Source organism: Desertivirga xinjiangensis, from assembly GCF_024436435.1.
GTDB classification, from domain to species: domain Bacteria; phylum Bacteroidota; class Bacteroidia; order Sphingobacteriales; family Sphingobacteriaceae; genus Desertivirga; species Desertivirga xinjiangensis.
In genome coordinates this window covers 843,111-856,525 of the sequence record NZ_JAFMZP010000001.1, presented here as the reverse complement: position 1 = coordinate 856,525, position 13,415 = coordinate 843,111, and the positions used below count along the sequence as shown (strand labels likewise).

Sequence of the window (13,415 nt, the reverse complement as noted above, 5' to 3'; positions counted from 1 at the left end):
TGAACAAACAGTTTATGCGTCTGTTAAATATCATATCACATATTTGAAATGATGTACCGGATCTATATTTTCTTGTTAATGCTGGCACAAGCCTGCCACTCGTCCCTGGCAATGCTGATGCACGCGTGCCGCGTGTGCCTTTATCCACAAGGCCAGATTTTCGTCCTGCTAGTAGGTGTCAGCCTTCAATCCTGTAATGTTTCTGGCCCTGCAGGCCTCTTCGGAAAAAGAAGTCCCCACGAAAAATACGGGCAAAACCTGATCGATGCGGGATTGAGAGAAAGTGCTTTGGGAAAAGCCTGGTTTGGACAGGCCGAGGCAAGCTTACTTAAGCCCCTAAGCGTCACCATCCCCTATAAAGAAAGCGGCTACTTCTCTGCCGAACAACCACGGGCCGCCGCTGTACGCTTCGAAGCTAAGAGAGGGCAGCGGATCAGTATCTCTCTTGATAAGAAACCAGCGACTAACTTCTGCATCTACGTCGATCTCTGGGAGGCTAAGACTAGTGGTAATAAAAAGCTTCTGGCTTATGCTGATACAAATGCTGCGCCGTTTAAACACGACATAGACGACAACGGTATCTATATCCTTAGATTACAGCCGGAGCTCCTGGGCTCCGGGGAATATACACTGACCATTTCAAGTGGCCCCTCTTTAGCCTTCCCCGTTCAAAAAGGGAAAATAGGCAGCTTTTGGGGAGCCGACAGGGATGGCGGCGTCAGAAGACATGAGGGAGTTGATATTTTCGCAGCTAAAAGAACTCCAGCCCTTGCCGCCGCAGACGGTTTCGTCTCGCGGGTTGGAGATAATAAACTGGGCGGCAAAGTTGTTTTCATTCGCCCCGAGGGCAAGAATTATAACCTATATTATGCCCACCTGGATGAACAGCTGGTTACCGATGGCCAGAAAGTCTCTGCAGGCGATACTATAGGTTTAGTGGGAAACACAGGTAACGCCATTAATACCGCACCGCATCTGCATTTTGGCATTTATACCGGAGGAGGAGCCATTGATCCATTAGACTTTATCAACCCCGCAATCAAATCTCCACCGGCAATCACAGCTTCCCTGACAAGTATTGGCAAGTCTGTAAGGACAGGTTCAGGCATTGTACATATGAGGGAAGGCCCCTCTGCTACCGCCGCCTCTCTAAGAACCTTATCTCTCAACAGTCTGCTGCAGGTGGAAGCGGCATCTTCTGGCTGGTACAAGGTTTTATTACCTGACGGAGTAAGTGGTTTTGTCAGCAGTACAACGGTGAAACCTGTGAGTCTCCCGGTTAAACAGCTAAAGATTTCAAATGAACAATATGTATTAGATAAACCAGAAAGTATTGCTGCCCGGAAAGGTGTCGTTTCTCCTGGAGAAAGCATTAGAATACTGGGAGAATATAATGGCTACTATTATGTATCAGGTTCTCGGCATAGTGGCTGGCTGCCTAAAAACCTGTAAGTTATATGGTGCAATCATACGTGCAAATATTCTGAGGCAACAACAGCAAGGAGGATAATAATAAGAAGCCACATCGTAACCGTATTAAACTTTTCTGCATTATTGTATCTTTCCTGGTTCCTTCCCTGTATACTTTCCATTTAAGTGCGTGTTTGTTTACAGCCTCAAAAATGCAGTATTCAACGCCAATTGACACCTCAACAAACTGGGAAGCCCGACATCCCACACGGCTGAAACAACTTAAACGATTGAAATTATGCTAATAGCCTCAATCAGCCTTGCAGACGTTCACGGAATTCAGAGGGCGTACAATCCATCTGTTTTTTAAAATACCGGTTAAACGAAACCTTAGAATTAAAGCCGCTAAGAAATGCAAGTTCATCGATCTTTATATTTTTTGGCTCGCTTTGAAGGAGACCACAGGCGTGGTCAACCCGGTACTCATTAATATACTGGTAGAAGTTCTTTCCTATATGGACATTAAACAACTGGGTGACGTGGTGCTTTGGAATCTTAAGCTCGGCCGCAAGCCCCTCCAGGCTAAGGTCCGTTTTTAGATAAACTTTTTCTTCCAGCATCAAAATCTCCAGCTTTTTTTCGTATTCAGCGAGCACTTTTTCTGACAGGGCTGATTTTTTGTATAGCCGGGATCTTTCTCCGCTATCGCTGTTATCGGATGCAGCCGAAAGTTCCATTGCACCAACCCGCCTAATTCTGAGCCGTTTTATATTATAACGAAATACGATCAACACTGACGAAAATATCAGCGTATACATAAAGAAGAATGTCCAGGAAGATATACTTCTTGTCCAGGGGATCAACCTGGTATAGGTTTGAACAAAGAAGAACAAGGCGATGATCAAAAGTATCATACCTGCTATACCAATTAAGCGCCGTGCATCTCCCGATATCGCCTTTGATTCCCTGGCTCCACCAAACATACCCTTCAAAGCATAAAAAAACATCGATATCGCTACCGAAGAATAGAGTACTCCATAGTAAAGACGGGTATAATCCTGTCTGAAGGATGAACTGCAGAGCATGATTATGTAAGCAACGCATCCCAAAAGAAAAGGTACTGAATGCAGCCATATCATCATATTTGACAACACCTTGCCCTGCGATGCACGCCAGGCGAAATAGAAAAACGGGCCATAAAATAAGCCAAAAGGCACTGCACCATCAATATATCTTTTATCAGCAAAGTAGTGCCGTGTAAATAAAGCATAACTTACATGGAACAGTACATAACACAAATACAGGAAAAGTATTTTTTCAAAAGGCGTTTTATTCCCTGCAGTATAGTGAAGACTGATAGTCAGTAAAGTAAAAACGATAATAAAAGCAAGCAGTAATGCAGACATGCACAGGTATTAAATTTAATTCGTATTTATTGCTGACTGCACTGAAGCCGCTTTTCCAGACTGGCGGTACTCGGAAGGTGTAAGTCCGGTTTGTTCTCTAAAGTACCTGTTAAATGAGGTCTTTGAATTAAATCCGCATTCATAAGCCAGAGATTCCATTTTAATATTTCCTTCACCATTCAGTACCTGAACAGCATGTGCTATCCGATATTCGGCAATCAACTGATAAAAACTCTTTCCTATTTGCACATTAAATAACTGAGAAAAATGGTGCCGCGGGATCCCGGTTTCCTTACTGAGCATGTCGGGATTCAAATCGCTGTTAAGATATAATTTAGATTCCTTCAGTATTTTATGAATTCGTCTGGCATACTCATCCAATACTTCCTCATCCAGATTTGATTTCTGATAGCGTTTCCTTACCTGCTGGCTATCCACAGGAAGAGTATCTGCGGAAATCGTTTCCTCATCTGCTTCTATATTTCTCATATACAGATATTGCAGCATAAGCAAGAGACTGCAGGCAAGCAAGCCATATATCAGCAAACGCAGGTCGAAGCCATAGTTAATATCGTTCCTGAACATCTGCAGCATCAACAAAATGATCAAACAGGCATTGGCAATGTTAACCACACTAAGTTTCGTGATAAGCAAATCGGCATGTGCATGGAGCTCCTGTACTTTTTTTCTCGCAAACATGATGCTAAACGTGTAATACAATAAAGAAGCAAACATACTGGCAAAGTAGGCAGGATAATAAAACATCAGAGTCTGTGCCGCCGGCAGAGAGTTTTGCAGGCCATAAAACACAAAGGGATACGCCACACTGAAAAGCAGAAATGGCGTAAAGTGTATTAAAAAGTTCGCTTTTGACTTGGCAGCTTCATAACCGGGTTGATTTGCAGTGTATAGTAGCGGGCCATACAACAAGCCTATGGGCGTTCCGATGTTGCAGACAATTGCTACAATATGTACAGCAGAAAAAAGCGTTACGACTTCAATATAAGTATGAAAAGCAGCAGCAGATTGCACTGCTTTAAACAAAAAAAATATAATAAGCAGGTGAAAAAAAACAATCCCCAATGTAAGCATCTTTCAGTAACGTATATGCACCCCTGCGCAAAGTTACGTCAAAGAGCTCATACTTTTATAGTACTGATACAGCTTAAAGGAAGAAACGGTGTTAGGGCCAATAACGCAAAAGACGCCTTATTGGAAAACCTGATCGCTTGATCTCTGTAAAGAACTTTTGATCAGCGGCTTAGCGTGAAATAAAATTTACTTCCGATCTCCGGCTCACTTTCAGCCCAAATCCTGCCGCCATGCAGTTCTACAAACTCTTTGCATAGCAGCAGGCCTAAACCTGTACCCGATTCATTGTTAGTGCCAGGCGTGCTGGTTTTAGTATGTGGGATAAACAAGTTTTCAAGGATATCAGATGTCATGCCTCTCCCGCAGTCTTCAACGGTTACCAGGATGTCATCAGGTCTTTCTTCCGCTTTGATCATTATCCAGCCATGCTCGTAGCTGAATTTAATGGCATTTGTTATGAGGTTCCTTAATATGGTATTTAACATATTGGCATCCGCATTTATGACAAGGTTCTCGTCGGCCACTCCAGTGATGCAAATGTATTTGCTATCAGCCACTATTTGATTAATTGACACTTCGGATTCAAAAACATCTTTTAAAAACAGTACCTGCCTTTTTAAAGAAATATTACCTGATTGTGCCCGGCTCCAGTCGAGAAGGTTATTTAAGAGTGCATAAGTATGATCTACCTGTGCGCTTAACATAGCTGATAGTTCGAGGGCTCCTTTCATGTTATTTTGCTCCAGATCTTCAGCGAGAAACTGAGTGAGCATTTTTAAAGAGCTTACAGGGTTACGAAGGTCATGGGCTATGATTGAAAAGAACTTATCTTTTGAGGCATTTAATTCCAGAAGCTTTTCATTATGGATGCGAAAATCAGAAACTTCCGGGTCTAATTCACATGTATCTGTCAAAAACTGTAACATTCTGCAAATATGAGTCTTAATACTCCCTGACATGCTTCAGCTAACTGGGATGTACACCATGCCATGTGGTTGATACAGTTGTTAAACTGGATGACCGGGAATATGAGGGAAAGCTTTTTTGCAAACCAACTCTCTGTTATTCACCCTCTAAGGTATGTTGATGACGGCGACTTTGGCCTACTGGATCATGTTTTTGAAGTTGGCGGTAAAAATAAGACAGCCAAGCAAGTAAAACATGTCGAAAAATCGTTTGTCGTGGCTGACGATATTGAGATAGGTTATCAGCATAAAATACCTTTATGGCTCTTTGGGTTCCTGTATTAGTAATAAGGGCTGTTGATGTCCCTCTCTGTTGACAAGAAATAGATGGCTACTGAAACATAAGCTCCCCACAACACTCCGGGAGATGAAAGTTTCGCCCTTCATTCTCAATCATGAACCAGCAATGCATGCCTTTAAACGACTCAATCGAATTATAGCAAAAAAGTTTCCCCGGAATTCTAAGAAATAGTTCGAAATAAGAGACTTCATTCCGGCAGGTTGTTTTATCCCAATATGACGTTAAATGCTCCAAACAATAAGGAGGCAGTTCAATCTCATCCTGTGTATCTCCGGTGAAAGAAACTCTTGTTTCTCCCTCTGAACTGATGTTAAATTTATACCAATCAGTCCTTTCATTAAAAGCAAGAGAAAATTCAAGTTTTACAGAGGCATTTCGATCTGATTGCTCAGACAAGAAAAGGTAATTTAAGAAGATATCATTGTTGTTATGTGCTATTGTTAAAGAAGCAGCTCCGGTTGATTCAGCTAAGGAGCTCTGGCCAAACCTGGCTAGTTTTTTAACCGTTTGCCAATACATATTAGTATCTCCTGCATCAAAAATATAGGGAGCAAGATATCTTTCCGTTGTTTCCATTGAATTCTCTTAAGAATGAAAAATCTTTGCTTGCCGGTTTTTAGTTTATTAAGGAGAAAACCGACACTAGCCTAAGCCTTTGGTTTATTAGCTGGTGCAATGACCAAAGGACAAAACTGCAGGAAGAAAAAGACTTGATGGGTTATATAAATAAAATATTTAGGGCTAAAAAATAAATTATGACTGATTTACTTTGCCAAAATATTCAGACGGAGAAACATTGAACTGCTTTTTAAATTCTTTGCTGAAATACTTACTGTTATCATAACCCACCATGTAAGAAACCTCATAAACGGTGTAATGATTTTCCAGAAGCAGCTCTGCTGCCCTCCTCATTCTTAGTGACTTTACAAAATCGTTGGCAGACAAGCCTGTCAACGCCTTTATCTTTTTAAATAAGACCGGCTGACTCATTGCAGCCATTGCAGAGAGGCTCGCTACTCCAAACTCCGGCTCGCCTATATTTTGATTGACAAACCCCGTGATCTTGTTAAGAAAAGCTTCATCAAGCGGATGCATCTTTGGCTCCTTTGATTCAGGCAGCATTTCAGAAGGTATTCCCGGATCTAGTCTGAGTTTGGTCCCAAAACGTCTCCATAAAATCTCCCGGGCCTTAAAAAAATTCTCAACCTGCAGTAATAGAACGCGCGGACTGAAGGGTTTGCTTATATAGATATCAGCGCCGGTTTGCAAGCCGCTTACCTGGTTTTCTGCAGTATTCTTTGCTGTCAGCATAAAGACCGGAATATGACTGGTGCTTTCGTCAGATTTAATTCGCCGGCAGAGTTCCAGTCCATCCATCTCCGGCATCATTACATCTGTAATGATCAGATCAGGAAGATTTTGTTTCACAAAATCAATGGCTTCCATACCGTTCGAACTCTCATAAATCCGGAACATATTATGCAAACTGCCTTTTATCAGCTTCCTGATTTCGGCATTATCTTCCACAATAAGTACAGAATGCGTCAGACCCGCCGAGGCAGACCCTTCATTGTCTGAGCTTTCTGCTAATTGCTCAAATTCCTGCCTGGCTGAAATCGTCTGCCCGTACCTTTCAGGAGCAGGATCATTCTTAATCCAAGATGGGTCAAAATGACCATAGCCCTTTCTTAATTTCAGAGAAAAACAAGTCAGCTTATCATCGGAACCAAGCTCCTCGCTGCTTACGGTTAAGGCCCCCTGATGGACTTCAGTGATACTCCTGGAGAGGGCAAGCCCTATACCATAACCCGTATTCGACTTCCCATGATCGTCTTCCTGAAAGTAGTTATCGAATAATTTACTGATGTTTTCCTTTGCAATTCCCTTCCCTGTGTTTGATATCGCAATTTCGACCTGTTCATTGCTCTCCTGCACGCTTACCCTGATAAACCCGTTTTGCGGAGTAAATTTAAAAGCATTCGATAGCAGGTTATAGATCACCTTCTCCAATTGGTCTTTATCGAAATACAGTTCCATCCGGCTGTAATCACATTCCAGGGAGACCTGGATATTTTTAGAAACTGCAGCCTCATAATAAGAAGATATAGCTGCCTTCAGGATCGGAAGCAGGTCCCACTGCTGCACATGCAATTGCAGATGCCCCGTTTCGGCCTTCCTGAACTCCATAAGTTCATTTACAAGCTTCAGCAAACTTTCAGAATTATTTCTTATAGTGATCAGCTGCTGCTGGTCTTTGAGATCGGCAGAACCTTCCTTCAGTAAATTCTCTGCGGGCCCTGTGATAAGTGAAAGATGCGTCCGGATCTCATGTGAGATATTAGTAAAGAAGTTTAGTTTTAACTGTGTCAGCTCCCGGTTTTTGTCTAACATAGCTTTCAGAAGCATGTGCCTCAATCCAAATACAACTAATCCGGATAAAACCAGGAGGTAAATTATATACGCCCACCAGGTTTTCCAGAAAGGCGGGTTCACGGTGATGCCTAAAAGGGAGCGCTCAATCCAGCTACTATCGTTATTTTTTGCCCTGACCAGTAAAGTATAAGCCCCCGGAGGCACGTTGGTAAAAGTGACCGAAGGCGTCGAAGTACTTTTCCACTCATCATCGTACCCCTCCAATTTATATAGGTATTCGTTCTTCGCAGGTTTTATGAAGTTCAGGATGGCAAAATCAACGGAGAATACGTTTTGATCGTGACTCAGCGTAATTTTTCCTTTAGAATTAATATCTCCGGTGGACCGGATTTCGGGTTTTGAAGAAGACGCCTCACTGTTATGAATTTTCAGTGAGGTTAAGTAAAGCGGCGATTGTAACGTATTGATCTCTATCTGGTCAGGAAAAAAACTTGTCAGACCATCATATCCACCGAAAAAGAACTCTCCCTTACTGCTTTTATAGTAGGAATTATTATTGAATATTCTGCCGGCAATCCCGTCTGCCTCTGTATAATTGTAAAAGATCTCGTGACTCGCATCGAAGCGACTAAGCCCTTTTCCGGTACTGATCCAAATTTCTGCCTTGTCGTAAGGGATCACACCCAAAACATTATTATCAGCAAGACCTTCTTTTACTGTGTACCTGGCCAGCAGTTTTCCCTGCAAATTGAGCAAAATCAATCCGCCATTTTTGGTTCCTATCCAGACGTTCCGGTTTCCATCTTCAACAATACAGTTTACTGCAGAAAGGCCTGCTTCTCCGGATATACTCATTTTCTTTACCTTATTTCCAGTTATCTGATATAAGCCAGAAGGCCCTCCGAACCATATCTTGCGGTCGCTGGTTTCTGCTAAGGCGAGAATGGAGATCTTTTTAGTAAGCCCTGCTATTCTGTTATTCGGAAGAGGTAAAAGGCTGTTTCCTTTCTTCTGATAAACGTGAAGTCCCGAGATTTCTGTTCCCACCCAAAAATTGCCTTTAGAATCGTCTAACAGAGCGGTTATCTCAGAACCAACCGTTTCCCTGTTTTGGTATAAAAAACGGGTAAAGCTCCTGTTCTCGCGGTTAAACAAATTCAGACCACCTCCATGTGTTCCCACCCAGATCAGTCCTTTCTTGTCTTTATAGATCACCTTTACGAGGTTCGAACCCAAACTAGCCGGGTTTCCTGCATCATGCGTAAAGCTGCTACGGGTTCCCGCACTGCGGTTAATACAATTGATGCCCCCGCCTTCTGTTCCAATCCACAACACTCCCTCATCTTCAATGATAGAGCTAATAACATTATTTGTTAAAGAAATCCCGGGCGTACGGGTGCTATAAACAGCAAAGGGGGTGTTATAGGCAAAATAGCTATTAAGACCTCCAAAGAAAGTGCCGATCCATATATTTCCGGCATTGTCCTTAAATAAACTATGAATGGAATTTTGATTCAAGCTGTTCTTATCCCAGGGACTGTGAACATAGTTTTCAAATTCATGAGTACTTAAGTTCAAAACAGACAAGCCTTCCTGGGTTCCAATAAGAAGTCTTCCTTTTCCATCAGCTAACAATCTCCTTACATAGTTATTGATCAGGCTGTTTTTACTCCTGCTCTGATGAAGGAAATTGCGGAACCCGCCAGCAGATGCACTGAAAAGGAATAAACCGTTTCCGGACGTTCCAATCCACAAGTTATAAACCTGGTCTTCAAAAAAACTATTAACCTGAACATTCCGCAAACCGGGCGGTACGGCGGGAGCTATGCGTACAAATTTGTTATTTCGTTCAAGCAGTTTCAGAATACCGGAGGAAGTTCCTATCCAAAACCAGCCTTTTTTATCCTGAAACACACAACGAAACACAATTCTCCTGGCTGACAGGGGAATCAGCTTTATTTTCTGAGATCCTTCATAACCTTCAATCACAAAAAGAGCACCTTCGCAAGAGACCCAGATACGACCTTTCCGGTCTTCATAAAGATGTGATATGGCCAGATTTCCTGTAGCAGCGCCCGGTCTCTTTATTTTCACCCTTTCGAATGAATTCCTTTTCCCATCATAAAGATTAAGCCCGTTTCGCGTACCTACCCATAAGCGCCCCCTGGTATCGCTTAAAAGTGCGGTGATATAATTATCAGAGAGAGTTGTGGAATCGGAAGCTGAATGTTTGTAAACTACAAATTGGTGTGAATTGTAGCGGTTTAAGCCATCCCGCGTGCCCAGCCAAAGAAAGCCCTTACTGTCCTGCGTTATACTTAAAACGGAATTCTGAGACAGGCCGTCCTCAATATCCAAACTGTTGAATTTAAGCGGCTGCGCATTGCCGGTAAGAAAGGAAACGATCAGAAAGAACTGAAGGATACCAGTGAAGTGCCCGAACATCTTAACACAATTCAATACCACTTACTAAAGAGGGTTCAATAATTTGGTTATCAACAGCCAAATATAGTTTATGCGATACGAATAAGACAAAATAAATTTGCCCATAATAAATTTCCGCCCCATTCATTCGATTTTTTACCCCTCCCCATATATGTCGAACTTCCAATTTTGCATCATTAAGCAATAAAACCAATATATTCTAATTTTATAACCAGTAATATCCTAAATTATTAATGCTATGTTCAGAAGATCAACTCCTCCATTTAGGGGCAGCCGAATTCCTTGTAAACACTATCTGCTGCTCTTTATTTTCCTAAGCCTGTCCCTCGCCGGATTTGCCCAGAGGAAGATCTCAGGAACAGTTAAGGATAGCCAGGGAGAAGGGCTTGCGGCCATTTCTGTAAAGATTAAAGGAAAAGCCACTGGCAGTCAAACCGACCTCTCAGGAAATTTCAGTTTAGTTGTACAAGACAACGATGTAGTGATATTCAGCGGAATTGGCTTTGAGGACTACCATCTCAATGTTTCAGACAAGACTTTTTACTCCATTGTTCTGAATAAAAAGATAAATGATCTGCAGGAAGTGATCGTAATCGGATACGGCACTGCAAAAAAAGGCGATCTAACAGGCGCTGTCTCCAGTGTTTCAGTAGAAAGCATGAATAAGGCTCCCGTGAGATCTTTCGATGAAGCTCTTGCTGGCCGGATAGCGGGGGTAAATGTATCATCCGTAGACGGGCAGCCGGGTTCAGCGGTCAATATCACTGTAAGAGGCCCAAACTCCATCACACAAGACAATTCACCTTTGTATGTTATAGATGGCTTTCCCTTAGAAGATCCGAACAACAATGTTCTCAATCCTCAGGAAATTGAATCCATGGAAGTCCTTAAAGATGCTTCTGCAACAGCCATCTACGGCTCCAGAGGTGCAAACGGAGTGATCATCATCACCACAAAACGCGGAAAAGAAGGCCCCCCGGTAATTTCTTTGAGTACAAGTTATGGTCTCCAGAAAGATATGAAGCGGATGGACCTTATGTCGCCATACGAATTTGTTCAATACCAGATTGACAGAAGTCCGTCCGACGCCCGGGCGATCTATCTCCCGGAGGGCCGCAGTATAGATTACTACCAAACGGTAGAAAACATTGACTGGCAGGATCAGCTTTTCAGGACCGCCCCAATGTCTAACACCTCCCTTTCTATAAAAGGCGGCAGTAAAACAACCAAGTATAGTGTATCCGGAAATGCTATCGCGCAGGATGGTGTCATTATCAACTCTTCTTACCGCAGATACCAGGGATCTTTCGCACTCGATCATACCCTCAGTAAAAAATTAAAGGGCGGAGTGTATCTAAACCTTGCAAATAACAAGCAAAACGGTATTTCTCCATCAAACCCCGCCAGTCAGAGTTCAACAGCCTACACCCTTTTCAGCGTTTATGGTTACAGAAACTTCTCTGTAGGAAACTCAGACCTGGTGGATGAGTTGTTTGATCCATCCGTCGATCCAACGCAGGATCTCAGGATGAACCCGGTGATCAACCAACAGCATCTCTTCAGAGAAAACCTCAGCCGCAACACCATCCTGAACACCTACCTGGATTATTCCATCAATCCTAAATTAAAACTACGCATCACAGGAGGCCTGAACACTACTTTGGGACAAAACAGTGCCTTCAACGATACATCCACTGTGTATGGCAACAGGAGAACTCAATTCGGATCTAAGAATGGAGTGAATGGCAGCGTGTTCAACAATGTTTCTACCACATGGACCAATGAAAACACGCTTACTTATTATCATACGTATAAAAAACGTCACAATTTCACGGTCCTGGGCGGCTTTACCCAATCCGGCTACAAATTCGAAAGTGATGGCGCCTCTGCCACTAACCTGCCCAATCCACAGCTTGGGCTGAGCGGTCTGGATGAAGGCATTGCCCAGCCGGTGAGAGCCTTATCAAGCTCCTGGGGACTGGTTTCTTTCCTGGGAAGAGTAGATTACAAATATAGGAACCGGTACCTGGTCACGCTGTCTTATCGTGCAGATGGCTCCTCCAAATTTCGTCCCGGCAATCGCTGGGGGTATTTCCCTTCCGGTGCATTCGCCTGGAGATTCAGCGAAGAAAACTTTATGAAAAACATTAATGTTATCTCGGATGCAAAGTTAAGGGTAAGTTACGGTAAGACCGGAAATAACCGGATCGGCGAATTTGCCTATCTGCCAAGTATCATAGTTGGTATTAATCCGCAAGGATATACTTTTGGTAATGGTACCATCTCAGGTGCCATTCCGGGAAACGCGGGAAACAAGGATCTTAAATGGGAAACAACTGCGCAAACCGATATCGGGCTTGACCTGGGATTATTCAGGAACAAGATCAGCATCACTGCAGACGTTTATCGTAAGAGAACCAGAGACCTGCTTTTAAACGCAAATGTTCCTCTTTCGCAGGGTTATAGCTTTGCCAACCGGAATATAGGTTCGGTGCAAAACCAGGGCATCGAATTCAGCCTTAACAGCACCAATATCAATTCGCGAAAGTTCAGCTGGAAGTCGAGCTTCAATATTTCCTTTAACCAGAGCAAGATCTTAAGTCTTGCCGAAAACCAGGAAGCAATTCCTGCCTATGCACCTTTTGATACTTACTTCCGGACCATACCTGCATTCATCTCTAAGACCGGAAATCAAATCGGCATGATGTACGGCTATATCTACGACGGAGTGTATCGTTATTCCGACTTTGATATGACCACTACAGGCAATTACATTCTTAAGGACAATATATCTACGAATGGCAATAACAGAAGTCTGATACAGCCTGGTGATATTAAGTTCAAAGATATTAACGGAGACTTCACTGTAGATGCCAACGATTATGCCGTCATTGGCAGGGGCCTTCCCATACATACCGGGGGACTTAATAATGAGCTGAAGTTCAAAAACTTCGACCTGAACGTCTTTTTTCAATGGTCGTACGGAAACGACATTCTCAATGCAAACCGCTATATGTTTGAGGGGAATATCCTTGGTCGCTCAAACCTGAACCAATACGCCACTTACCTTGACAGATGGACACCCGAAAACCCCAACGCGTCGCTACCCAGGGCCGGATTTATGGGCTGGGGCCCTACTACCCCTACCGGGACAAATTCTCGTGTCATTGAAGACGGGTCTTACCTGCGCTTAAAAACCCTGCAGTTGGGATACAGCTTCCCTGCAAAACTCACTCAAAAACTTAAGATCAAATCCTTGAGAGCGTATGTGGCAAGTCAGAATGTGTTTACCTGGACAGGCTACTCGGGAGTGGACCCTGAAGTAAGTGTATTTAATTCTGTGCTAACTCCAGGGGTTGACTTTTCCGCTTATCCCCGCCCAAGAACGATCACCCTAGGAGCGAACATCCTGTTTTAAACTAT

At 43.1% G+C, this 13,415-nt stretch carries 9 protein-coding genes; 3 read left to right on the top strand and 6 right to left on the bottom strand.

Annotated elements, in window-relative coordinates; genetic code table 11:
• Window positions 1–48: 48 nt before the first annotated feature.
• Window positions 49–1,452, top strand: a complete 1,404-nt coding sequence (locus J3P37_RS03540; RefSeq protein WP_256009622.1) for a M23 family metallopeptidase — start codon at window positions 49–51, stop codon at window positions 1,450–1,452.
• Window positions 1,453–1,466: 14 nt separating this feature from the next.
• Here J3P37_RS03540 and J3P37_RS03535 read toward each other — a convergent pair whose 3' ends face one another.
• From J3P37_RS03535 to J3P37_RS03520, 4 genes are all read right to left on the bottom strand, one after another.
• The gene (locus tag J3P37_RS03535; RefSeq protein ID WP_256009621.1) at window positions 1,467–1,592 is read right to left on the bottom strand and encodes a hypothetical protein; all 126 of its coding nucleotides are present in this window, start codon (window positions 1,590–1,592) and stop codon (window positions 1,467–1,469) included.
• 132 nt (window positions 1,593–1,724) lie between these two features.
• Window positions 1,725–2,816, bottom strand: coding sequence for a helix-turn-helix domain-containing protein (locus tag J3P37_RS03530; RefSeq protein WP_256009620.1), 1,092 nt, complete (start codon window positions 2,814–2,816; stop codon window positions 1,725–1,727).
• A gap of 15 nt (window positions 2,817–2,831) precedes the next feature.
• Window positions 2,832–3,848, bottom strand: a complete 1,017-nt coding sequence (locus J3P37_RS23035) for a helix-turn-helix domain-containing protein (protein WP_256009619.1) — start codon at window positions 3,846–3,848, stop codon at window positions 2,832–2,834.
• Between the two features lie 221 nt (window positions 3,849–4,069).
• A complete protein-coding gene (locus tag J3P37_RS03520) occupies window positions 4,070–4,834 on the bottom strand; it encodes a sensor histidine kinase (RefSeq protein WP_256009618.1) in 765 nt (254 codons plus the stop codon).
• Window positions 4,835–4,897: 63 nt separating this feature from the next.
• On the opposite strand from J3P37_RS03520, the gene J3P37_RS03515 reads away from it, so the two are divergent.
• A complete protein-coding gene (locus tag J3P37_RS03515; RefSeq protein ID WP_256009617.1) occupies window positions 4,898–5,158 on the top strand; it encodes a hypothetical protein in 261 nt (86 codons plus the stop codon).
• Window positions 5,159–5,204: 46 nt separating this feature from the next.
• Here J3P37_RS03515 and J3P37_RS03510 read toward each other — a convergent pair whose 3' ends face one another.
• Complete coding sequence (locus tag J3P37_RS03510) at window positions 5,205–5,750, bottom strand: DOMON domain-containing protein (protein WP_256009616.1); 546 nt, start codon at window positions 5,748–5,750, stop codon at window positions 5,205–5,207.
• Window positions 5,751–5,927: 177 nt separating this feature from the next.
• Window positions 5,928–9,992 (bottom strand): hybrid sensor histidine kinase/response regulator transcription factor, encoded by a 4,065-nt coding sequence (locus J3P37_RS03505; protein ID WP_256009615.1) that lies wholly within the window; start codon window positions 9,990–9,992, stop codon window positions 5,928–5,930.
• A 238-nt stretch (window positions 9,993–10,230) separates the two neighbouring features.
• Between J3P37_RS03505 and J3P37_RS03500 the strand changes: the two genes are divergently transcribed.
• Window positions 10,231–13,410, top strand: coding sequence for a SusC/RagA family TonB-linked outer membrane protein (locus tag J3P37_RS03500; protein ID WP_256009614.1), 3,180 nt, complete (start codon window positions 10,231–10,233; stop codon window positions 13,408–13,410).
• Window positions 13,411–13,415: the final 5 nt, after the last annotated feature.

Bases quoted from the DNA above. Each gene is read 5' to 3' on its own strand.
- J3P37_RS03515 (WP_256009617.1), top strand. From the start codon at position 4,898: ATGTGGTTGATACAGTTGTTAAACTGGATGACCGGGAATATGAGGGAA.
- J3P37_RS03520 (WP_256009618.1), bottom strand. From the start codon at position 4,834: ATGTTACAGTTTTTGACAGATACATGTGAATTAGACCCGGAAGTTTCT.
- J3P37_RS03505 (WP_256009615.1), bottom strand. From the start codon at position 9,992: ATGTTCGGGCACTTCACTGGTATCCTTCAGTTCTTTCTGATCGTTTCC.
- J3P37_RS03510 (WP_256009616.1), bottom strand. From the start codon at position 5,750: ATGGAAACAACGGAAAGATATCTTGCTCCCTATATTTTTGATGCAGGA.
- J3P37_RS03535 (WP_256009621.1), bottom strand. From the start codon at position 1,592: ATGGAAAGTATACAGGGAAGGAACCAGGAAAGATACAATAATGCAGAA.
- J3P37_RS03500 (WP_256009614.1), top strand. From the start codon at position 10,231: ATGTTCAGAAGATCAACTCCTCCATTTAGGGGCAGCCGAATTCCTTGT.
- J3P37_RS03530 (WP_256009620.1), bottom strand. From the start codon at position 2,816: ATGTCTGCATTACTGCTTGCTTTTATTATCGTTTTTACTTTACTGACT.
- J3P37_RS03540 (WP_256009622.1), top strand. From the start codon at position 49: ATGATGTACCGGATCTATATTTTCTTGTTAATGCTGGCACAAGCCTGC.